Origin of the sequence: Micromonospora sp. NPDC047762, assembly GCF_043204655.1 — a bacterium.
Classification (GTDB): domain Bacteria; phylum Actinomycetota; class Actinomycetes; order Mycobacteriales; family Micromonosporaceae; genus Micromonospora.
Map to the genome: position 1 here is coordinate 580,075 of NZ_JBIDCQ010000002.1, position 20,570 is coordinate 600,644.

General features: G+C 71.7%; 20 protein-coding genes. 12 read left to right on the top strand and 8 right to left on the bottom strand.

Features of this window, described 5'->3' with window-relative positions; all coding sequences use genetic code 11:
* Positions 1-6 precede the first annotated feature (6 nt).
* The 5 genes from ACGF3C_RS08280 (at position 7) to ung (ending at position 5,032) form a co-directional block, all read left to right on the top strand.
* Positions 7-1,476 (top strand): NAD(P)H-hydrate dehydratase, encoded by a 1,470-nt coding sequence (locus tag ACGF3C_RS08280; protein ID WP_393219969.1) that lies wholly within the window; start codon positions 7-9, stop codon positions 1,474-1,476.
* 90 nt (positions 1,477-1,566) lie between these two features.
* Positions 1,567-2,685 carry an alanine racemase gene (alr, locus tag ACGF3C_RS08285; RefSeq protein ID WP_355009653.1) on the top strand — a complete coding sequence of 373 codons (1,119 nt, stop codon included), beginning with the start codon at positions 1,567-1,569 and terminating at the stop codon, positions 2,683-2,685.
* Complete coding sequence (locus tag ACGF3C_RS08290; protein ID WP_393219973.1) at positions 2,682-3,785, top strand: alpha/beta fold hydrolase; 1,104 nt, start codon at positions 2,682-2,684, stop codon at positions 3,783-3,785. Before alr ends, ACGF3C_RS08290 begins: the two co-directional genes overlap by 4 nt.
* A complete protein-coding gene (tsaE, locus tag ACGF3C_RS08295) occupies positions 3,782-4,264 on the top strand; it encodes a tRNA (adenosine(37)-N6)-threonylcarbamoyltransferase complex ATPase subunit type 1 TsaE (protein WP_357261185.1) in 483 nt (160 codons plus the stop codon). The genes ACGF3C_RS08290 and tsaE overlap by 4 nt, the downstream gene beginning before the upstream one ends.
* A 66-nt stretch (positions 4,265-4,330) precedes the next feature.
* Positions 4,331-5,032, top strand: coding sequence for a uracil-DNA glycosylase (gene ung / locus ACGF3C_RS08300; RefSeq protein WP_393219977.1), 702 nt, complete (start codon positions 4,331-4,333; stop codon positions 5,030-5,032).
* A 39-nt stretch (positions 5,033-5,071) separates the two neighbouring features.
* On the opposite strand, the gene ACGF3C_RS08305 is transcribed toward ung, so the two are convergent.
* The gene (locus ACGF3C_RS08305; RefSeq protein ID WP_393219980.1) at positions 5,072-5,776 is read right to left on the bottom strand and encodes a helix-turn-helix domain-containing protein; all 705 of its coding nucleotides are present in this window, start codon (positions 5,774-5,776) and stop codon (positions 5,072-5,074) included.
* A gap of 521 nt (positions 5,777-6,297) precedes the next feature.
* Between ACGF3C_RS08305 and tsaB the strand changes: the two genes are divergently transcribed.
* The 4 genes from tsaB to ACGF3C_RS08325 are packed head-to-tail and all read left to right on the top strand — an operon-like array spanning position 6,298 to position 8,761.
* Positions 6,298-6,975 carry a tRNA (adenosine(37)-N6)-threonylcarbamoyltransferase complex dimerization subunit type 1 TsaB gene (tsaB, locus tag ACGF3C_RS08310; RefSeq protein WP_393219983.1) on the top strand — a complete coding sequence of 226 codons (678 nt, stop codon included), beginning with the start codon at positions 6,298-6,300 and terminating at the stop codon, positions 6,973-6,975.
* A complete protein-coding gene (rimI, locus tag ACGF3C_RS08315; RefSeq protein WP_393219985.1) occupies positions 6,972-7,454 on the top strand; it encodes a ribosomal protein S18-alanine N-acetyltransferase in 483 nt (160 codons plus the stop codon). Before tsaB ends, rimI begins: the two co-directional genes overlap by 4 nt.
* On the top strand, positions 7,447-8,493 hold the full coding sequence (gene tsaD, locus ACGF3C_RS08320; protein WP_355502014.1) for a tRNA (adenosine(37)-N6)-threonylcarbamoyltransferase complex transferase subunit TsaD: 1,047 nt from the start codon (positions 7,447-7,449) through the stop codon (positions 8,491-8,493). Before rimI ends, tsaD begins: the two co-directional genes overlap by 8 nt.
* A gap of 13 nt (positions 8,494-8,506) precedes the next feature.
* Positions 8,507-8,761, top strand: a complete 255-nt coding sequence (locus ACGF3C_RS08325) for a hypothetical protein (protein ID WP_039906914.1) — start codon at positions 8,507-8,509, stop codon at positions 8,759-8,761.
* A 33-nt stretch (positions 8,762-8,794) separates the two neighbouring features.
* Here ACGF3C_RS08325 and ACGF3C_RS08330 read toward each other — a convergent pair whose 3' ends face one another.
* The 7 genes from ACGF3C_RS08330 to ACGF3C_RS08360 all read right to left on the bottom strand — a co-directional run bounded on the left by ACGF3C_RS08330 (position 8,795) and on the right by ACGF3C_RS08360 (position 16,073).
* Positions 8,795-9,535: a DUF4142 domain-containing protein gene (locus ACGF3C_RS08330; protein WP_393219989.1), complete on the bottom strand. Its 741-nt coding sequence runs from the start codon at positions 9,533-9,535 to the stop codon at positions 8,795-8,797.
* A gap of 174 nt (positions 9,536-9,709) precedes the next feature.
* Positions 9,710-10,891 carry an ROK family protein gene (locus ACGF3C_RS08335; RefSeq protein ID WP_357206744.1) on the bottom strand — a complete coding sequence of 394 codons (1,182 nt, stop codon included), beginning with the start codon at positions 10,889-10,891 and terminating at the stop codon, positions 9,710-9,712.
* A gap of 22 nt (positions 10,892-10,913) precedes the next feature.
* Entirely contained in the window at positions 10,914-12,176 is a 1,263-nt protein-coding gene (locus ACGF3C_RS08340) for a sugar ABC transporter permease (protein WP_393219993.1), read from the bottom strand.
* A complete protein-coding gene (locus ACGF3C_RS08345; protein WP_357206748.1) occupies positions 12,173-12,991 on the bottom strand; it encodes an ATP-binding cassette domain-containing protein in 819 nt (272 codons plus the stop codon). The genes ACGF3C_RS08340 and ACGF3C_RS08345 overlap by 4 nt, the downstream gene beginning before the upstream one ends.
* A 115-nt stretch (positions 12,992-13,106) precedes the next feature.
* Positions 13,107-14,192 (bottom strand): substrate-binding domain-containing protein, encoded by a 1,086-nt coding sequence (locus ACGF3C_RS08350; protein ID WP_357206750.1) that lies wholly within the window; start codon positions 14,190-14,192, stop codon positions 13,107-13,109.
* 179 nt (positions 14,193-14,371) lie between these two features.
* Positions 14,372-14,851 carry a Cys-tRNA(Pro) deacylase gene (gene ybaK, locus ACGF3C_RS08355; RefSeq protein WP_393219997.1) on the bottom strand — a complete coding sequence of 160 codons (480 nt, stop codon included), beginning with the start codon at positions 14,849-14,851 and terminating at the stop codon, positions 14,372-14,374.
* 25 nt (positions 14,852-14,876) lie between these two features.
* A complete protein-coding gene (locus ACGF3C_RS08360; RefSeq protein ID WP_393220000.1) occupies positions 14,877-16,073 on the bottom strand; it encodes a methyltransferase domain-containing protein in 1,197 nt (398 codons plus the stop codon).
* A 259-nt stretch (positions 16,074-16,332) separates the two neighbouring features.
* Between ACGF3C_RS08360 and groES the strand changes: the two genes are divergently transcribed.
* The 3 genes from groES (at position 16,333) to ACGF3C_RS08375 (ending at position 20,112) form a co-directional block, all read left to right on the top strand.
* Complete coding sequence (gene groES / locus ACGF3C_RS08365; RefSeq protein WP_030330046.1) at positions 16,333-16,647, top strand: co-chaperone GroES; 315 nt, start codon at positions 16,333-16,335, stop codon at positions 16,645-16,647.
* A 70-nt stretch (positions 16,648-16,717) separates the two neighbouring features.
* The gene (groL, locus tag ACGF3C_RS08370) at positions 16,718-18,352 is read left to right on the top strand and encodes a chaperonin GroEL (protein WP_393220003.1); all 1,635 of its coding nucleotides are present in this window, start codon (positions 16,718-16,720) and stop codon (positions 18,350-18,352) included.
* 134 nt (positions 18,353-18,486) lie between these two features.
* Positions 18,487-20,112, top strand: a complete 1,626-nt coding sequence (locus ACGF3C_RS08375; RefSeq protein WP_393220006.1) for a molybdopterin-dependent oxidoreductase — start codon at positions 18,487-18,489, stop codon at positions 20,110-20,112.
* The last annotated feature ends 458 nt before the right edge of the window (positions 20,113-20,570 follow it).

Below are 20,570 nucleotides of genomic sequence, written 5' to 3' on the forward strand. Positions count from 1 at the left end.
GGTGGCATGAGAGCGGTGTGGCGGGTGGCCGACGTACGGGCGGCCGAGGCGGGGTTGATGGGCACGCTGCCGGAGGGGACGCTGATGCAGCGGGCCGCCGCCGGCCTGGCCCGCCGGGCCGCGCTCCTGCTCGCCGAGCGGGGCGGAGTCTACGGGGGCCGGGTGCTGCTGCTGGTCGGCTCCGGTGACAACGGCGGCGACGCGCTGTACGCGGGGGAGCGGTTGGCCCGGCGAGGTGTCCACGTGTCCGCCCTGCTGCTCACCCCCGGGCGGGCGCACGCCGCCGGCCTGGCCGCGCTGCGAGCCGCTGGCGGTCGGCTGGTCCGAGACCCGGCCGGCCCGATCGACCTGGTCGTCGACGGCATCGTCGGCATCGGTGGCACCGGTGGGCTACGGGCGAACGCGGACGAGGTGGTCCAGCGCCTCGGCGAGCTGCGCGGACGCGACGGGGGACGGGCCACGGTGCTGGCGGTCGACGTGCCCAGCGGGGTCGCGGTCGACACCGGCCACGTGCCGCTGTCCGCGTCCGGCCGGCCCACAGCGGTCCGCGCCGACGTGACGGTGGCCTTCGGCGCGCTGAAGCCCGCCCTGGTGGTCGGCCCGGCCGCCGCGCTGGCCGGGCAGGTCGAGCTGGTCGACATCGGGCTGCGGCCGTGGCTGCGCGGCACCCCGGCGCTGCGGGTCACCGAATGGTCCGACCTGGTCGACTGGTGGCCTCAGCTGGGCGCGGCGTCGGAGAAGTACACCCGGGGCGTGGTGGGGGTGTCGACCGGTTCGGCGGCCTACCCGGGTGCGGCGGTGCTCTCCGTGGGCGGCGCCCTGGCCGGGCCCACCGGCCTGGTCCGCTACGCCGGCAGCGCCCGAGCCGAGGTGCTGCACCAGCACCCTTCGGTGATCGCCAGCGGGCGGGTCGCCGACGCGGGCCGGGTGCAGGCCTGGGTCTGCGGCTCCGGGCTGGGCACCGGCACCGACGCGGCGGCCGAGCTGCGCGCCGTACTGGCCGCCCCGGTGCCGGTGGTGCTCGACGCCGACGCTCTGACCCTGCTGGTGGACGGCTCGCTCGCCGACCGGCTGCGGGGTCGGGACGCGCCCATCGTGGTCACCCCGCACGACCGCGAGTTCACCCGTCTCTGCGGGGAGGAGCCGGGCGTCGACCGGGTCGGCGCCGCGCTGCGGCTGGCCGCCTGGATGAACGCGGTGGTGCTGCTCAAGGGCGATCGCACGGTGATCGGCACGCCGGACGGTCGGGCGTACGTCAACCCGACCGGCACCCCGGCGCTGGCCACCGGCGGCACCGGCGACGTGTTGGCCGGGCTGCTCGGCTCGTTGCTGGCGGCCGGGGTACCCGCCGATCGGGCCGCCGCCTCGGCCGCGTACCTGCATGGGCTCGCCGGGCGGGAGGCGGCCCGGGGTGGCCCGGTGACCGCGCCCGACGTGGCGACCGCGCTGCGTCCGGTGCTGGCCCGGCTGGGCTGAACGGGGTGGTTCCGGGCGCGCTGACCGGATCGCCGCGTCGGGACGTGCGTCGCCGCCCGCGGTGATCACGGCGGAAAGTAGGCTGGGTGCATGTGGCAGGCCGAGGTACGCGTCGATCTTGACGCCATCCGCGAGAACGTGAGCAGGCTCCGATCCGGCACCACCGCCGAGTTGATGGCAGTGGTCAAGGCCGACGGGTACGGCCACGGCATGCTTCCGGCCGCCCGCGCGGCGCTCGACGCCGGCGCTGACTGGCTCGGCGTCTGCACCCTCGACGAGGCCCTCACCCTGCGGCGGGCCGGGGTGACGGTGCCGGTGCTGGCCTGGCTGCTCGCCCCCGGGTTGCCGCTGCACGAGGGGGTCAGTGCCGGGGTGGACCTGGGCGCGGCCAGCCTGACGCAACTGGACGAGATGATCGAGGCGAGTCGCCTCGCCGGGCGTCCCGCCCGCCTGCACCTCAAGATCGATACGGGGCTGTCCCGGGGCGGTGCGACAGTCGCCGACTGGCCCGCGCTGCTGGACGCCGCGGCGAAGGCGCAGGCCGACGGCCTGGTCGAGGTGGTCGGCGTGTGGAGCCACTTCGTGTACGCGGACTCGCCCGGCCACCCCACCACCGACCGCCAACTGGCCGTCTTCCACGAAGCGCTGGCCATGGTCGAGCGGGCCGGGCTGCGACCGCGCTGGCGGCACCTCGCCAACTCGGCCGCCACCCTCACCCGCCCGGACACCCACTTCGACCTGGTCCGGCCCGGCCTGGCCATCTACGGCCTGTCACCGGTGGCCGGCGAGACGTACGGGTTGCGGCCGGCCATGACCGCCCGCGCCCGGGTGATGCTCACCAAGCGGGTGCCCGCCGGCACCGGTATCTCCTACGGGCACGCCTACACCACGCAGGCCGACGCGAACCTGGCCGTGGTGCCGCTCGGGTACGCCGACGGGGTTCCCCGACACGCGTCCAACACCGGCCCGGTCCAGCTCGGCGGCGTACGCCGGACGATATCGGGCCGGGTCTGCATGGACCAGTTCGTGCTCGACTGCGGGGACGACCCGGTGGCCGACGGCGACGTGGCGACGCTCTTCGGCAGCGGCGTCGACGGCGAACCGACGGCGGACGACTGGGCCGAGGCGGTCGGCACGATCAACTACGAGATCGTGACGCGGTTCGGCGGCACGCGGGTGCCCCGGGTCTACGACGGCGAGAAACCATGAGTTATCGCATTCCGCGTCCGCGGTCGGCTGCGGGCCGGGTAGCGGGGATCGTCGGCGCGGCGGTCGGGGTGGCCGCGGCAGGTCTGGCGGCTGGCGTCGCGACCGAGCGGACCCTGGTCCGTCGGCTCAAGGCCGATCCGGCCGACCGCTACGCGCACGAGACGTTCGACAAGCAGCGGTACGACGAGGCGTTCCGCCTGGAGTTGCCGGACGGCACCGACATCCACGTCGAGGTGGTCGAGCCCACCCGGCCGGTGCCGGGGCACCCGACTGTGGTGCTGGTGCACGGTTTCTGCCTGGACATGGGGACGTTCCACTTCCAGCGCCAGATGCTCGCCGCCCGCGGTGACTACCGGATCGTGGCGTACGACCAGCCCGGTCACGGCCGGTCCGGACGGCTGGAGACCGGGGAGTACGACCTCGCCGTGCTTGGCCGAACGCTGCGTCAGGTGATCGACCGAACCGCCCCGGACGGGCCGCTGGTGCTGGTCGGCCACTCGATGGGCGGCATGACGATCATGGCGTTCGCCGAGTTGTTCGGAGAGCTGTTCGGTGACCGGGTGGTGGGCACCGTTCTGATGGCCACGTCGGGCGGGCTCATCGCGGAGACCAAGCTGGTCGCGCCCGCGCTGCTCGGCCGGGTCGGCGGTCCGATGCTCTACATGGTCAGCAACGCCACCCGGTACGGCGGGCCGGTGATCGACAAGGCCCGCAAGTCGACGTCGAACGTGGCCTGGTTACTGACCCGCAAGTACGGCTTCGGCACCCGCAAGCCCAGCCCGTCGCTGGTGTCCTACGTGGAGACGATGAACTCCCGGACGTCGGCCGACACGGTGACCCGCTACCTGCGGACCCTGGCCACCCACTCGCGCTTCCCGGCGCTGGCGGCGCTGGCGGCGACTCCGGTGCTCGTGGTGGTCGGCGACAAGGACATGATCACGCCGGTGACCCACTCCGAGGAGATCGTCCGCCGGTTGCCGCACGCCGAGTTCGTGAAGATCAAGGACAGCGGTCACATGGTGATGTTGGAGCACGCGGACGAGGTCAACGCCGCCCTGGCGCGGTTCCTGGAGTCATTGCAGAGCGTGGAGGAACGGTGAGTCACGTCGTCAAGCTGCCGACCGTCGAAGACACTCGGGACTTCGGCCGGCGGCTGGCCGGGCTGCTGCGCGCCGGCGACCTGGTGCTGTTGACCGGCCCGTTGGGTGCCGGCAAGACCGCGCTCACCCAGGGCGTCGGGGCCGGGCTCGGTGTCCTCGGGGACATCACCTCGCCGACCTTCGTGATCGCCCGGGTGCACCGCCCCGATCCGGCCCGGGGCGGCCGGGTGGCGCTCGTGCACGCCGACGCGTACCGGTTGGGTGACGCCACCGACCCGCGCGCCGAGATCGACGACCTGGACCTCGACGCCTCGGTGGACGACTCGGTAACAGTGGTGGAGTGGGGCGAGGGCCTGGTGGAGCAGTTGGTGGACGCGCACCTACGGGTTCGCATCGACCGCCGCGACGACGACACCCGCGTCGTCGAGCTGGACCCGATCGGCGGTGACTGGGCCCGGCGGCTCGCCGACCTGGGCTAGGTCGGTGGCTGTCGTACCCGATGCCTAGAGTGCGGGGGACCGACCCGCGCTGTGAAGAGGTTCCCGATGCCCGACGACGCCCCCGCCCTGGATCTGCTGGCCCTGCTGCCGGAGCAGTGGCGCACAGTGCTCACCCCGCACCTCGACCCGGCACGCACCGCCGCGCTCGGCGAGTTCGTCGCCCGGGAATACGCGACGCAGACGGTCTTTCCTCCGCAGGAGGATCTGTTCTCGGCATACCGGCTGTGCCCGCCGCAGGGCGTTCGGGTGCTCATCCTCGGGCAGGATCCCTACCACCGGGCCGGGCAGGCTCATGGGTTGAGCTTCAGCGTCCGCGACGGTGTGACGGTGCCGCCGTCGTTGCGCAACGTCTTCAAGGAGCTGGGCGAGGACGTGGGCGTCCCCAAGCCGCGCAGCGGCAACCTCGACGGGTGGGCCGCCCAGGGGGTTCTGCTGCTCAACGCGGTGCTGACCGTCCGGCAGGCCACCCCGGGCTCGCACGCCAACGCCGGCTGGGAAGAGTTCACCGACGCGACGATCCGGGCACTGGACGCGGCACCGGACCGGGTGGTCTTCCTGCTCTGGGGCGGCTACGCCCGCAAGAAGGCCGCGCTGGTCACCAACCCGCAGCACGTGGTGCTGGAGGCGGGTCACCCGAGCCCGATGAACCCGCGCGGCTTCCTCGGTAGCCGCCCGTTCAGCGCCGCCAACAAGGCACTCGCCGACGCCGGCCTGCCCACCATCGATTGGGAGCGCACTGCCGGCTGAGCCGCTCGTCGACGTTGCACCGCCGGGCCGGCAGCTGACTCAGCTGTCGCTGGCCAACTGCCGGTTGCGGTAGCGGCGTAACAGTCCGGCGGCGCGCGGCTCGCTGAGTTCCAGCTCGACGAGCGGCACCACCTGGTAGATCCTTTCGCCGTGGCGCACCTCGATCGTCTCGGGCAGCTCGTCGCACATCGTGGCCCTGATCTCCCCGTACCGGGTCGACCACCGGTGTTCGCCCGGCTCCTCGGGCTCCAACCACACCCCGCCGAACTCACCCCAGCGGTCGTTCCACCGCTGCCCGTAGTTCGTTTCCAGCCAGCGGGTGAACGGTTTGGAGTCCTGCCAACGCAGGGCGATCTCCAGCGCGTCGACCGGCACCGGCGCGCCCTGTAGCAACGCCGCTGTGCAACCGGTGATCACCTGTGGGAAGTCGGTGAGCCGGTCCAGCAGCCGATCCAGCCCCAACCCGTCGATCCGTTCGGCGATCGGCCGGGCGGCCAAGCCGTCGATCTGGGCGTCGAGGTGCGCGTCCAACGGCTCGACTCCGACGACCAACTGCACGTCCATCGCGGCAAACAGCCGTTCCAGCACCGGGATGGTCGGCGCTCGCTCACCACGTTCGAACCGGGCCACCGCGGCCTGGTCGACCTCGGCCAACGCGGCCAACTGACGTTGGCTCAGGTCGCGCAGCTGTCGTTGCTGCCGCAAGGCAGCACCAAGCAGGGCGACAAGGCGAGTCGATGACATCCCGGCATCGTGGACCACGGGTGAGATGCCCGCGATCCCGCTGCGGCAGGTCGGCGGCTTGCGGCGCGATCCGCGCGCCCTGATACGCCGAGCGCATGACCTGGCGGGCCTCACTTCGATGAGCGTGATGTCTGTGAGTCATCACGATGACTCACAGACATCAGGCTGATTAGCGGGTGTGGTTCCAGCGCTCGTCCCTGGCTAGCCGTTGGGCCGGCGGCCAACGGCGGCGGGGCGGTCCGCGGCGGGGTGGCAGGGGCGGCGCGAGGCGGGGCGGGGTGGGGCGGTGTGGGGCGACGTGAGACGAAGGGCGAACGCGGGTGGCCGGGGGCAAGGTCCGGGCGAGAGCGGGCGAGAGCGGCCGAGAGCGGGGCGAGGGGCGAAGGCGGGTGGCGGGGCGGGCAAGGTCGGTACAAGGTCCGGGCGAGAGGGGGTGGGGCGGGCGAGGTCGGGGCGAGGGGCGAAGGGGGGTGGCGGGGCGTGACCGGGAGGGCTGGGCGGGGCGGCTAGGCTGGCTTACCGTGCTCGTACTCGTGGTGGACAGCTCGACCCCCGCGGTCACCGCGGCGCTGGTGGAGATCTCGGCAGACGGCGTGGCGTCGCGGGCGCACCGGTGCACGGTCGATGCTCGCGCGCACGGTGAGCTGCTCGCGCCCCAGGTGGATGCGGTCCTCGCCGACGCTGACGCGCGCCCGCGTGACCTGGCGGCCATCGTCGCCGGGCTCGGCCCGGGTCCGTTCACCGGGCTACGGGTCGGCCTGGTCACCGCCGCGACAATGGGTCAGGTGCTGGGGATCCCCACGTACGGTGTCTGTTCGCTGGACGCCATCGGGTACCCGGAGGCGTCCGGCACGCCGGTCCTGGCCGCCAGCGACGCCCGGCGCAAGGAGCTCTACTGGGCCGTCTACGACGGCGCCGGCCAGCGGATCGTCGGGCCCGAGGTGTCCGCGCCGGCGGTCGCCGCCGCGCGGGCCCGCGAACTGGGCGCGACGATCGCGGTCGGTGACGGGGCGCACCGGTACGCAGACGTCCTGGACCTGCCCGTCCGGGTCGAGCCGCGCTATCCGGACGCGACAGTGCTGGCGTTGCTCGCCGCCGAGCGGATCCGGGCGGGGGCGTCCAGTGAGCGGCTCACTCCGCTCTACCTGCGACGCCCCGACGCGGTGGCGGCGACCGGCCGCAAACCGGTCCTGCCATGACCGCGGTACGGCTCGAACCGTTCCGCTGGTGGCACATCGACGACGTGCTGCCGATCGAGGCGGACCTCTTCGGCGCTGAGAAGTGGTCGCCCGCCATGTTCTGGAGCGAGCTCGCCAACGGGCACCACTACCGGGTCGCCGTCGACGCGGACGGTTCAGTGCTCGGCTACGCCGGGCTCGCCGGCGGTCCGCCGGACGAGGTGTGGGTACAGAACATCGCCGTCCGCCGGGACGCCCAGCGGCGCGGCGTAGGCCGTGCCCTGCTGGAGGAGTTGCTCGCCGAGGCGGTCCGGCGCGACGCCAGCAGCACCCTGCTGGAGGTCGCCGTGGACAACGCCGCAGCTCAGCGGCTCTACGCGACGTACGGTTTCGAGCCGATCGGGGTGCGGCGCGGCTACTACCAACCGAGCAACACAGACGCGCTGGTCATGCGGCGCGACGCCGAGCCGACCGGGAACGGACCACACGACAATGGCTGACGAACCACTGATCCTGGGTATCGAGACCTCCTGCGACGAGACCGGTGTCGGCATCGTGCGGGGGCACACCCTGCTGGCCGACGCGCTCGCCTCCAGCGTCGAGGAACACGCCCGGTTCGGAGGTGTGGTACCGGAGGTGGCCAGCCGGGCCCACCTGGAGGCCATCGTGCCGACCATGGACCGGGCCCTGACCGAGGCCGGCGTCACGCTGGCCGACATCGACGCGATCGCTGTCACCTCGGGGCCGGGGCTGGCCGGTGCGTTGCTGGTCGGCGTCGCTGCCGCCAAGGGGTACGCGGTCGCCGCCGAGAAGCCCATCTACGGCGTCAACCACCTCGCCGCCCACGTCGCGGTGGACACCCTTGAGCACGGCCCACTGCCCGAACCCGCCATCGCGCTCCTGGTGTCCGGCGGCCACTCGTCCCTCTTGCTGGTGGACGACCTGGCCCGGGGTGTCACCCCGCTCGGCGCCACCATCGACGACGCGGCCGGGGAAGCGTTCGACAAGGTCGCCCGGCTGCTCGGGTTGCCGTTCCCGGGAGGTCCGCCCATCGACCGGGAGGCCCGGGCCGGCGATGCCGCCTCGATCGCCTTCCCCCGCGGTCTGACCGCCGCGAAGGATCTCGCCGCCCACCGGTACGACTTCTCGTTCTCGGGCCTGAAGACGGCTGTGGCCCGGTGGGTCGAGGCCCGTCAGCGTGCCGGTGAGCCGGTTCCGGTGGCCGACGTGGCCGCGTCCTTCCAGGAGGCGGTCTGTGACGTCCTGACCAACAAGGCGCTCGCCGCCTGCCGGGCGCAGGGCATCGAGACCCTGGTCATCGGCGGGGGAGTGGCGGCGAACTCGCGGCTGCGGGCGATGGCCGAGCAACGAGCCGAGAAGTACGGCATCCGGGTCCGGGTACCCCGGCCGAAGCTGTGCACCGACAACGGCGCGATGGTGGCCGCGCTCGGTTCGCACCTGGTCGCCGCCGGGGTCGCTCCGAGCCGACTGGACCTGCCAGCCGATTCGGCGCTGCCGTTGACCACGGTCAGCGTGTGACGGGGGCGCGGACATGATCGTGCGGATGTGGGAGGCGCGCGCCGAGGCGTACGGAGTCGCCGACCTGATCACCTGGGTGTGCGACACCGCCCTGCCCGAGTTGGAGCACGACCCGCTCCACGTCTCCAGCGAGGTCTTCTCCTCCACCGACCACCGAGTGGTGGTGATCTCCAAGTGGCGCAGCAGCCCCCGCCCGCTGCCGGACCCGCCAGCCCTGCTGGTGGCCCGCGCCCCGCATTCCTGGGACTTTACCCAGGTGGACCGGTAACGCGAGCCACCATCCAGGCAGCTGCCTGATCGGTCAGCTGCGGCGCAACATCCGGTAGGTGGCGATTCCGCCGGTGCCCAGCGCGGCGAGGAAGACCAGCCAGACGACGGTGCTGCTGACACCGACCTGCGGGCCGGAGTTGGCCGAGGCGGCGGCCAGGAGCCCGTCCTCGCCCGGGGCGGGCAGCGCGGCCGGCGGCAGCTCCGGCCACCGAACCAGTCCGGTTGACTCCAGCATCTGCATGTGATGCGTGACGAAGGCGGTGGCGTCCTCGCAGAGCTTGCGGACGGTGGCGTCCCGGGTGCTGGCCCGTACTGCGCTGATCACCGGGAGAATGCCGCCATGAGCGACCCGGAGGCGGGTTACGAAGATCTGGTCGAACCGGGCGCCGGAGGCGTCCTTCATCTCCGTCAGCCAGCCCTTTTGTTGGGCCGTCGGCTCGCTCGGGATGCTCGCGCCCAGCTTGTTGGCCGCCTCGACCACGAGTTCATCGAGCTTCTGGTGCTCGCCGGCGATGCCGGCGCCGATCTCCCGTACCTTCGCCGACTGTCCCTTCTCGGCGGCCATCTGGCCGGCCGGCATCTCCCACAGCCCGGCCAACCGCACCCCGTTGAGCAGTGTCATGTCGGCGGCGTTGAGCTGTCGCCCGCCGGCGGGGGCGGCGATGGCCGCGCCGGGCAGGACACCGACCCCCGCGATGATCGCGATGAGCAGCATCGCCGCTCGGTGGGTCCGGGTGCCCAGTCGGCGATGGGCGGATCTGAGCGGTGCCATGTCTGTGGTGCCTCCTCGGTCCGGACCGAACGCGTCTGGACCGGGCAGCCGCGCCTTGCCGGTTGCCCGTCCGCCCACTGGTACGGGCTGATCGTGCGATCAGTTCATCGCTGAGCGACCCGGATCCGCGGGTGACAGCGAGCAACTCCAGATCCACGCCGGACAGCGTACGGATCAACCCACGTCGAGGGGGTCGGCGAGGAGCCGTTCGAAGGCCAGCTCGGCGGCGCCGATCAGGGGCGCGTCCGTACCCAGTTTCGGCGTACGCAGCCGGACGTGCTCCAGGCAGGCGCCGAGCGCGTTGGAGTTGAGCCGGCTGCGGATCTGGGCCGCCGCCGCGAGGTAGAGGTCACGCATGGTGCCGCCGAAGATGACCATCTCGGGGTTGAAGACGTTCACCAGGTTGGCCACCCCGAAGCCGAGCCAGTCGCCGGCCTGGCGGACCGCCGTCTGGGCGCGGGCGTCCCCGCGGTCGGCCGCGTCGAAGACCTCCAGCAGCGCGTCGCGGCCCCGGGCGTCGGAGCGTCCGGCGGCACGCAACAGGCCGTGCTCGCCGATCTCGGTCTCCCAGCAACCCCGGGACCCGCACTCACAGGGTTTGCCGTCGCGAACCACCTTCATGTGGCCGACCTCGCCGCCGTACCCGCCGTGCCCGGTCAGCCGGCGCCCACCGGCGATGATGCCGGCACCCACGCCGACGTCGCCGTACAGGTAGAGAACGTTGTCACAGCCCGCAGCCACACCTCGTGCGTGCTCGGCGAACGCGGCGACGTCGGCCACGTTGCCCACTGTGACCGGTACGTCGATGCCCAACTCGTCGGCGAGGGCAGCGCCGATCGGCTCGTCCACCCAACCGGTGGTGGGGCCGAGCCGGACCAGGCCGTCGTCCCGGCGAACCATGCCGCAGACCGCGACGCCGGCGCCGACGCAGATCGCGTCCGCCGGCACCAGTTGCTGCATCTCCTTGACCGCGCCGGCCAGCAGCGGCGCGGCCTCCGCGGCCAGCAGACCGCGCGGCCGGTCCAGGTCCCGACGGTCCAGGACCGCGCCACCCAACCCGATCCGGGCGGCGCGCAGCCGGTCCACCTCCACCGAGTACGCGTACGCGTAGACCCGGGTCGACTCGGGCCGGACGACCAGTGACGGTCGTCCGGCCCGGCCGGTTTCCTTCGGAGCGCCTTCGCTGACCAGCCCCACCGCGGACAGGTCGGCGGTGAGCGCGCCGATGGTGCTGCGGTTGAGGCCCAGCGTGGTGGTCAGCTCGGCACGCGTGGTCGCCCCGTTGACGTGCACGTGCCGCAGCAGGGCCCCGAGGTTCTGCCGTCGGACGTCATCCTGGCTCGGTCCTGGGCGCATGCTGGTGCTACCTCCCGCGCGGTCAGCGGGTGCCGGTGGCTGCCGCGCGGCGGCGGGAGAGCGCGTCGACGCTGGCGGCGAGCAGCAGCACGACGCCCGTGACCACGTACTTGACTCCCGCGTCGTACCCCATCAGGCCCATTCCGTTTTCGATGACCGCGACCACCGCGCCGCCGAGTACGGCGTCGAGGACGCGGCCCTTGCCACCGAAGAGGCTGGTGCCACCGATCACGGCTGCGCCGACCGCGTAGAGCAGTACGTTACTGCCCCCGGTGTTCGGGTCGACCGAGTTGGCCCGGCTGGCCGCCACGATGCCACCGATGGCGGCCATCGAGGAGCAGATCACGAAGACCGAGACCCGGATCCGGTCGACGCCGATGCCGGCCCGGCGGGCAGCTTCGCGGTTGCCGCCCACGGCGTAGATGTGCCGGCCGTAGCTGGTGCGTTGGAGCACGAAGGTCCAGATGATCAGCAGCACCGCGATGATCGGCACCACGATCGGTACACCCTTGAGTGAGCTGATCAGGACGTTGCGGCTGCGCTCCAGGTTGAGCACGTACACCGCGGTGCCGAGGATGACGGCGAGCCCGCCGATCCGCAGCGCCACCACCGCGAGCGGGTCGGTGATCAGGCCGCGGGCCACCCGGGTGCGGTGGCGCAGCAGTTGCACCGCCGCGTAGCCGATGACCGCGAGGGCGGTCAGCGCCCAGCCCAGCGTGGGGGCGAGGTTGCGGTTGGCGATGGCGACCAGCACGTCGTCGCGGACGGAGATGTTGGTGCCCTCTTTGACGAGCAGCAGTACGACGCCCTGGAAGGCGAGGAAGCCGGCGAGGGTGACCACGAAGGACGGAATGCCGATCTTCGCGACGAGCATGCCGAGCGTGGTGCCGATGACCACACCGGTGGCGACGGCGGCGAGCACGGCGACCCACCAGGGGTAGCCGAGCACTGTGACCACATTGGCCAGCACCGCAGCGCAGACGCCGCTGGCGAAGCCGGCGGAGAGGTCGATCTCGCCGAGCAGCAGCACGAAGACCAGGCCCATCGCGATCAGCGTGACCGCCGCGCCCTGGGTGAAGAGGTTGGCGAAGTTGCCGGCCGACAGGAACGACGACGGCCGCATGATCGCGAAGACGGTGCAGAGCACGATCAGGCCGAGGACGGCTGGTAGCGCGCCGACGTCGCCACCGCGTACCCGGCTCAGGTAGTTGCGGAAGTGGCCCCCGATGGTCGGCGTCGGTGTGACGGCGGCGGGGCCGTCCTTCCGCACGGCGGTGGTGGTCATCGGGCGCCTCCTGAGATCGAGTCGGCCGCCTGCGGGCCGTCGCCGTTGCTGCCCGGGTCGGTGGCGAGGCCGAGCCCGCCCGAGCGCCCGGCGGTGATCAGCTCGACCACCTGGGCGTGGGTGATGTCGGTGGTCTTCACCTGGGCGACCATCTGGCCGAGGTACAGCGCGGCGATCCGGTCGGAGACGGCGAAGACGTCGTTCATGTTGTGCGAGATGAGCACCACGGCCAGGCCGTTGTCGGCGAGGCGTCGGACCAGTTCGAGCACCTGGGCGGTCTGTGCCACGCCGAGCGCCGCGGTCGGCTCGTCCAGGATGACGAGCTTGCTGTTCCAGAGCACCGCCTTGGCGATGGCCACGGTCTGTCGTTGACCGCCGGAGAGGCTGGACACGTGCTGCCGGAGTGAGGTGACGGTGCGGATGGAGAGCCCCGCCAGGGTTTCGGCGGCGAGCTGTTCCATGGTCGGCTCGTCGAGGACGATGCCGCTGCGCTTCTCCCGGCCGAGGAACATGTTCTGCACGATGTCCAGGTTGTCGCAGAGCGCGAGGTCCTGGTAGACGACCTCGATGCCGAGCGTGGCAGCGTCGCGGGGGCTGCCGATGTGCACCGGTTCACCGTTGAACAGGAACTCTCCGGCGTCGGTGGGGTGGATGCCGCTGATGCACTTCACCAGGGTCGACTTGCCGGCGCCGTTGTCGCCGACCAATGCGGTCACTTCACCCGGGTGGACGGTCAGGGCGACGTCGCGGAGCACCTGGACGGGACCGAAGCTCTTGTCGATCCCGCGGAGTTCCAGCAGGGGGGTCGCGGACACGGGGGTCTCCTTCTTAAGGGAGGGTCGGGGCCCGTCCGGCGGGCGCCGCCCGGCACGGGAGGGGTGCTCCCGTGCCGGGCGGCGATGGTCGTTCCGGCGGGTACTGCGGCGTCGGTCAGCTGATGCCGGCTTCGGCGCAGAACTTGGTGTACGCCGCGGTGCAGACCTCTTCCTTGGTCACGTAGCCGTCGGCGATGACGTCCTTGACGCTCTCCTTGTAGATGGCCTTCGGGGTGAGCAGCACCGAGGGCACGTCCCGGTCACCGTCCTTGACCGTCTGGCCGGTGTCCTTCTTCTCACCCTTGGCGAGGGCGATGGCCAGGTCGGAGGCGGCCTTGGCCTCTTCCCGGACTGCCTTGTAGACGGTCATGCACTGGTCACCGGCGAGGATGTTCTGCAGGCCCTCGGTGCTGGCGTCCTGCCCGGTCACCGGCACCTTGCCGTTGAGCTTGTTCTTCTTCAGGATCGAGATGGCCGCGTTGCCGAGACCGTCGTTGGCGGCCAGCACGCCGTCGATCTTGCCGTTGGCCGTGGTGAGCTGCTGCTCGAAGATCGTCGCGGCCTGCGCGTTGTCCCACGCCGGCACCGCGTCCTCAGGGCCCTTGACGTATTCCTTGGAGTCGAACTTCGGCTTGAGTACCGAGTCGTAGCCGGCCTTGAACAGGGTGGCGTTGTTGTCGGTGGGGGAGCCGTTCAGGTACGCCACGACGGGGTTCTTGGCGCCCTTCTCGGTCAGGCACTTCGACAGACCCTCGCCCTGGAGCTTGCCGACGGTCTCGTTGTCGAAGCTGACGTAGTACTGGGCGGAGCCGCCGAGGGTGAGCCGGTCGTAGTCGATGGTGGCGACGCCCTGCGACTTGGCCTTGTCGAGCACTGCCTTGCCGGTGCCGGAGTCCAGGTTGACGATCATCAGAGCGGTCACGCCGCTGGTGATCATCTGGTCGGCGATGGTCTGGAAGGCGGTCTTGTCGTTCTGGGCGTTCTGGATGTCGTACTGGACGCCGGCGGCCTTGAACGCCTCCTCCAGGAACCGGCGGTCCGCGGTCTCCCAGCGGGCCGAGGACTTGCTGTCCGGGAGGATCACGCCGATCTTGGGGGTCTTGGCGGAGGCGGCCTTGTCGCCGGAGTCGTCGCCACAGGCGGTCAAGCCGCCGGTCGTGAGCAGGCCCACGGCGGCGATGGTGAGGATCCCCTTACGCATGTGCAGGGTCCTTTCGGAGGTGGGGGAGGTGTTGTTTTGTTGTGTCCGGCAACGTATTTCGGGTCACACCGGCTCCACAAGACCGCGCAGGTGCATAGTTTGTTGGGAGCGATAACAATTCAGCAACGCGACTGTTACTCCGCGGGTATCCCACGGGGGTGTCGACGTAACGACTGTCGTCAGTGGGTCTGCAACGGCGCGGTACGGGCGTCGGTCAGCGCCACCAGATCCGCCGCGGCCAGTTCGAGTTGCAGACCACGCCGACCAGCCGAGACGTAGATCGTCGGGAGATCCAGCGCGGATTCGTCCAGCACGGTGGGCAACCGTCGACGCTGCCCGAGCGGGCTGATCCCACCGCGTACGTAGCCGGTGGCCCGCTCGGCGACCGCCCGGTCGGCCAACGCCGCCCGCTTGCCGCCGACCGCAGCCGCGAGAGCCTTCAGATCCAACTCGCCGGTGACCGGAACGACCGCCACGGTGAGCGCGCCGTCGACGTCGGTCACCAGAGTCTTGAACACGCGCTCCGGTGCCACGCCGAGCGCCACCGCCACCAACGCGCCGTAGTTCGGGGCGTCCGGCGCCACCCGGTACGGATGGGTGCGATGCGCGATGCCCCGCTTGACCAAGAGTGCCGTTGCCGGCGTGCCCTGTCCCGCCACAGCGAAGACGCTAGTCGAGACGGCGCTAGTCGACCGGCCGGCCGATCAGCACCGTCGGTGCGCCGCCGACCCGGGTGAGCACCAGACTCGCCGCCGCGTCCCCGGCCAGCCGCAGGTCCCGCCGGAGCTGCTCCGGGGTGAGCGCCGAACCCCGCTTCAGGATCTCCACCCGGCCCACCCGGCGCTCCCGCAGCAGCGCCCGCAGGCGCTTGAGCGAGAACGGCAACACGTCGGTGATCTCCAGGCAGCGCGCGTACGGGGTGCGGACCGGCTGGTCGGCGTAGAGGTAGGCGATGCTCGGATCGCCCAGGTTGGCGTCCAGTTCGCTGGCCAGTTCGGCCACGAGGTGCGCGCGCACCACCGCCGGGTCCGGGTCGTACAGGTAGCGACGCGGCGGCCCGGCCGGCGCCTCGGCGGCACCCGAGCCGGTGAGCTGGTGGCTGTGGGCCTCGGCGCCTCGCTGGCGGTGGAGGGTGGCGCGACGGGGCACCTCCGCCATCTCGCCGCACCAGAGCGCGGCCTCGACCAGGTCGCCGTCCACGCCGACCCACTCGGCCTCCGCCCCGGCCGGGATGAGCGCGTGGTCCAGGCCCGGCGCGACCTTCACCACGGTGCGCGGCACCCGCTCGGCCAACCCGGTGACGAAGTCCCACGGTGGCGAGTAGGCGCGCGGGTCGAAGATCCGCCGCCCGGTGCCGGTGGCGCGGCGGGCCGGGTCGCAGAAGACCCCGTCGACCCTTGCCACGTCGAACCCGGTCGCGTCGCCGCACTCGACGGTGAAGAGCTCGGCCAGGCCGGCCGCCTCGGCGTTGGCGGCGGCCATCGCCGCGGTCACCGGGTCAGCCTCCACCCCGTACACCCGGATGCCGGCGCGGGCGGCGGCCAGCGCGTCGGCCCCGAGCCCGCACCCGAGATCGGCCAGGGTCCGCACGCCGGCCGCGTGCAACCGGGCGGCTCGACGGTCGGCGACCACCCGGCGGGTGGCCTGCTCCAGGCCGGGGCGGGTGAGGAACATCCCAGCGGCGGCCGAGCCGAACTTGCCCACCGCCCGGTGGCGCAGCTCGGCCTGGGTCAACGCCGCCGCGGCCAACGTCGGCGGCACCCCGGTCGCGCGCAGGGCCGACGCCGCGACCAGTGGATCACCGCCGGCCAGGTCGGCCGCCGCGGTGAGCGCGGCCGACCCCTCAGGGGTACGCAGCGCCGCCAACTGATCGAGATCCACCCGGCCATTGTCCCGTCCGACTCGGAAAACTTGGCTGGCGGGGCGCGACGCGCTGGCACTCTCCTTGACGGAGTGCTAGCCACGGAATAACCTGCGATTAGCACTCTCACCCTGAGGGTGCCAGCTTCCGGGTCTCGCGACCCGGGTGCGCACGCCAGGCGGACCGGCACCCGCGACGACGGCACCGCCCGGTGGCATGAGGCAGATTGACGCTGGTCAGCCCCGCTGGCCAGCAACGAAACCAGTACCCCAGGAGGGTATGCCCGTGACTACCGCGACCAAGGTTGCGATCAAGCCGCTCGAGGACCGCATCGTGGTCCAGGCGAACGAGGCTGAGACCACCACGGCGTCGGGCATCGTGATCCCCGACACCGCCAAGGAGAAGCCGCAGGAGGGCACCGTCCTCGCTGTGGGCCCGGGGCGCGTCGACGACAACGGCAACCGGGTTCCGGTTGACGTGCAGGTCGGCGACACCGTCCTTTACTCGAAGTACGGCGGCACCGAGGTCAAGTACGCCGGCGAGGAGTACCTGGTGCTCTCCGCCCGCGACGTCCTCGCGGTCATCGAGAAGTAAGCAACCGATCAGTGCCACTGCCCCGGTCCGGCTCGCCGGGCCGGGGCAATGGCGCTTCGAAGGGACATTAATGGCGAAGATCCTGAGCTTCTCGGACGACGCCCGGCACCTGCTGGAGCACGGTGTCAACGCCCTCGCGGACGCGGTCAAGGTCACCCTCGGCCCGCGCGGGCGCAACGTCGTCCTGGACAAGAAATTCGGTGCGCCGACGATCACCAACGATGGTGTGACCATCGCCAAGGAGATCGAGCTCACCAACCCGTACGAGAACCTTGGCGCGCAGCTGGTCAAGGAGGTGGCGACCAAGACCAACGACGTCGCCGGCGACGGCACCACCACCGCGACCGTGCTGGCCCAGGCGATGGTTCGCGAGGGTCTGCGCAACGTGACCGCCGGGACCAACCCGGCCGGTCTCAAGCGGGGCATCGACGCGGCGGCCATGAAGGTCTCCGAGGCGCTGCTCGGCAAGGCCGCCGAGGTCACCAGCAAGGAGTCGATCGCGAACGTGGCGACGATCTCCGCGCAGGACTCCACGATCGGCGATCTGATCGCCGAGGCGATGGAGCGCGTCGGCCGCGACGGTGTCATCACCGTCGAGGAAGGCTCGATGCTCACCACCGAACTGGACGTGACCGAAGGTCTCCAGTTCGACAAGGGCTTCATCTCGCCGAACTTCGTCACCGACCTGGAGGGTCAGGAATCCGTCCTTGAGGACGCGTACATCCTGGTCACCACCCAGAAGATCTCGGCGATCGAGGAGCTGCTGCCGCTGCTGGAGAAGGTCCTGCAGAACAGCAAGCCCCTGCTGATCATCGCCGAGGACGTGGACGGCCAGGCGCTCTCCACCCTGGTGGTCAACTCGCTGCGTAAGACCCTCAAGGTCTGCGCGGTCAAGGCCCCCGGCTTCGGTGACCGGCGCAAGGCAATGCTCCAGGACATCGCGATCTCCACGGGCGCCGAGCTGGTCGCCCCGGAGCTGGGCTACAAGCTCGACCAGGTCGGCCTGGAGGTGCTCGGCACCGCCCGGCGCGTCGTGGTCGACAAGGAGAACACCACGATCGTCGACGGCGGTGGCCAGAAGGCCGACGTCACCGACCGGGTCTCCCAGATCCGCAAGGAGATCGAGGCCTCCGACTCCGACTGGGACCGGGAGAAGCTGGCCGAGCGGCTGGCGAAGCTCTCCGGTGGCATCGCCGTCATCAAGGCCGGCGCGGCGACCGAGGTCGAGATGAAGGAGCGCAAGCACCGCATCGAGGACGCCATCGCGGCGACCAAGGCTGCGGTCGAGGAGGGCACCGTGCCCGGCGGCGGCGCCGCCCTGGTGCAGATCCTCTCGGTGCTCGACGACGACCTGGGCTTCACCGGTGACGAGAAGGTTGGCGTCTCGGTCGTGCGCAAGGCGCTCGTCGAGCCGCTGCGCTGGATCGCCCAGAACGCCGGTCACGACGGCTACGTCGTGACGCAGAAGGTCGCCGACCTCACGTGGGGCAACGGCCTCGACGCCGCCAAGGGCGAGTACGTCGACCTGGTCAAGGCCGGCATCATCGACCCGGTGAAGGTGACCCGCAACGCGGTCACCAACGCCGCCTCGATCGCCGGTCTGCTGCTCACCACGGAGAGCCTCGTGGTGGACAAGCCGGAGCAGGCCGAGCCGGCCGCCGCCGGCGGGCACGGCCACGGCCACCAGCACGGCCCGGGCTTCTGATCCGGTAGCGACACCCGTTCCGGGGCGCACCGCCGTCAGGCGGTGCGCCCCGGCTCGTGCCTGCGGGCTGCCAGGTCATTACCGAACGCTGACGTTGTTGGCGACCGGGCGAGATGATCGCGCACACTGGGCCGATGAGCACCACGTCACGGCGGTACGCCGCGTTGGCCGGAATCACCGCCGCCGCCGTCGCGATCGGGATCGCCGAACCGGTCGCGGTGTTGACCGGTCCCCGGTCGGCGCCCCTGGTCGCGGTCGGCGGGGTCGTCGTCGACGCCGTCCCCGAATCGCTGAAGCAACTCGCCATCGACCTCTTCGGCACCGCCGACAAGATCGCGCTGCTGGTCGGCACGGCCGTGTTGCTGGGAGGCTTCGCCGCCGTCTTCGGCGTACTGGCGGTCCGCCGACTGGCGTTCGGCCTGGCCGGCATCGCCGCGTTCGGCGCCATCGGCGTGGCAGCCGCGTTGACCCGCTCCGGTGCTGACCTCGCCGACGCGCTGCCATCCCTGGTCGGCGCCGGTCTCGGTGCCCTGGTGCTCTGGCTGTTCATCGGCGGACCGTTCGAGCTGGACCCCTGGTCCTGGTCACCACCCACGCCGCCCGCTGCTCCGGTGTCCCCGGCAGGGCCGGTGCCGGTGACTCCCGCCGGGCCGACGACGGCGGTCGAAGCGGTCGGGCCTGCCGAAGTGGACCCGGAGTCGCGGCGACGGTTCCTCACCGGCAGCGGAGTGCTGCTAGGCACGGCCGTGGTGGCCGGCCTCGGTGGGCGGTGGCTGGCAGGGCGGCGCGGCGTGTCCGCAGCCCGCGACGCGATCCGCCTGCCCGCGCCGGTCGCCCCCGCGCCGGCCGTACCGGCGGGCGCGGACCTCTCACTGACGCAGCTCGCGCCGTACGTCACCCCGAACTTCGGGTTCTACCGGATCGACACCGCGCTGGTGGTGCCCCAGGTCGACCCGGACACCTGGCGGCTGCGGATCCACGGACGGGTCGGCAGGGAACGCACCTACAGCTACGCGGATCTGCTGGCCCGACCACTGGTCGAGCGGTACGTCACGTTGGCCTGCGTCTCCAACGAGGTGGGCGGGGACCTGATCGGCAATGCCCTGTGGCTCGGCGTACCCCTGCGGGAACTGCTGGACGAGGTCGAGCCGGACGACGACGCCGACCAGGTCGTCGGCCGGTCGGTCGACGGCTGGACCTGCGGCACCCCCACCGCCGCGCTGCGCGACGGACGGGACGCGCTGCTGGCCGTCGGGATGAACGGCGAGCCACTGCCGGTCGAGCACGGCTTCCCGGTCCGAGTGGTGGTGCCGGGCCTCTACGGCTACGTGTCGGCCTGCAAATGGGTGACCGAACTGGAGCTGACCCGGTTCGCCGACTTCGACGCGTACTGGGTGCCGCGCGGCTGGTCCCCCCAGGGGCCGATCAAGACCCAGTCCCGGATCGACACGCCCAGGGGACGTAACCGGCTGACCGCCGGCCCGGTGACCGTCGCCGGGGTGGCCTGGGCGCAGCACCGGGGCATCCGCCGAGTCGAGGTACGCGTCGACGACGGCCCGTGGCAGGAAGCCGCGCTGGCCCCCACCGTGTCGGTGGACACCTGGGTGCAATGGTCCTGGCGCTGGGACGCCACACCTGGCGAGCACCGACTCCAGGTCCGCGCGACCGACGCGACAGGCGAAACCCAGACCGAACGTACGCAGGACGTCGTCCCGGATGGTGCCACCGGCTGGCACACGGTCACCGTCACCGTCCGCTGACCCCCTGGCACGACGTCGCCCGCGCGGGTGCGCCACCGAATCGGCGGGCTGTGTTGGCGGCGTGTGCTGTGCGGTCGGCGGGCTGCGTCCGTGTTCTGGCCTGCGGGTTGGTGGGCTGTGTCCGCGGCTGCCTGCCGGCTCCCGAGACTGCCCATGGGCCGGCGGGCCCGCTGACTGACCGGTCATATCCGGAAGCGCGTGCAGATCTTGGACAGTTTCCGTCAGCACCGAACGGAAAGTGTCCAAGATCTGCGGGGCCAAGTCGGTTGGTCGACGTCAGTTGTCTCCGTTGGGGCCAGTTCGGCACTCTCCGGCCCCGGCCCACGACCGGGCTTCCTCAGCCGCCTGCGGCGGCTTCTTCAGCGGCAGCCGCCTGCGGCCGGCGCTCCCAGCGGCTGCACCCATCGCCGGGGGCCGGTGGTTTGGGAACGGCGGTCAGCGTCAGCGGCCGCAGGGCG

What these genes read in the sequence shown, in the direction of transcription:
- ACGF3C_RS08280 (WP_393219969.1), top strand. Translation starts at nt 7, where the DNA reads ATGAGAGCGGTGTGGCGGGTGGCCGACGTACGGGCGGCCGAGGCGGGG.
- alr (WP_355009653.1), top strand. Translation starts at nt 1,567, where the DNA reads ATGTGGCAGGCCGAGGTACGCGTCGATCTTGACGCCATCCGCGAGAAC.
- ACGF3C_RS08290 (WP_393219973.1), top strand. Translation starts at nt 2,682, where the DNA reads ATGAGTTATCGCATTCCGCGTCCGCGGTCGGCTGCGGGCCGGGTAGCG.
- ung (WP_393219977.1), top strand. Translation starts at nt 4,331, where the DNA reads ATGCCCGACGACGCCCCCGCCCTGGATCTGCTGGCCCTGCTGCCGGAG.
- ACGF3C_RS08305 (WP_393219980.1), bottom strand. Translation starts at nt 5,776, where the DNA reads ATGTCATCGACTCGCCTTGTCGCCCTGCTTGGTGCTGCCTTGCGGCAG.
- rimI (WP_393219985.1), top strand. Translation starts at nt 6,972, where the DNA reads ATGACCGCGGTACGGCTCGAACCGTTCCGCTGGTGGCACATCGACGAC.
- tsaD (WP_355502014.1), top strand. Translation starts at nt 7,447, where the DNA reads ATGGCTGACGAACCACTGATCCTGGGTATCGAGACCTCCTGCGACGAG.
- ACGF3C_RS08325 (WP_039906914.1), top strand. Translation starts at nt 8,507, where the DNA reads ATGATCGTGCGGATGTGGGAGGCGCGCGCCGAGGCGTACGGAGTCGCC.
- ACGF3C_RS08330 (WP_393219989.1), bottom strand. Translation starts at nt 9,535, where the DNA reads ATGGCACCGCTCAGATCCGCCCATCGCCGACTGGGCACCCGGACCCAC.
- ACGF3C_RS08335 (WP_357206744.1), bottom strand. Translation starts at nt 10,891, where the DNA reads ATGCGCCCAGGACCGAGCCAGGATGACGTCCGACGGCAGAACCTCGGG.
- ACGF3C_RS08340 (WP_393219993.1), bottom strand. Translation starts at nt 12,176, where the DNA reads ATGACCACCACCGCCGTGCGGAAGGACGGCCCCGCCGCCGTCACACCG.
- ACGF3C_RS08350 (WP_357206750.1), bottom strand. Translation starts at nt 14,192, where the DNA reads ATGCGTAAGGGGATCCTCACCATCGCCGCCGTGGGCCTGCTCACGACC.
- groES (WP_030330046.1), top strand. Translation starts at nt 16,333, where the DNA reads ATGCCCGTGACTACCGCGACCAAGGTTGCGATCAAGCCGCTCGAGGAC.
- groL (WP_393220003.1), top strand. Translation starts at nt 16,718, where the DNA reads ATGGCGAAGATCCTGAGCTTCTCGGACGACGCCCGGCACCTGCTGGAG.
- ACGF3C_RS08375 (WP_393220006.1), top strand. Translation starts at nt 18,487, where the DNA reads ATGAGCACCACGTCACGGCGGTACGCCGCGTTGGCCGGAATCACCGCC.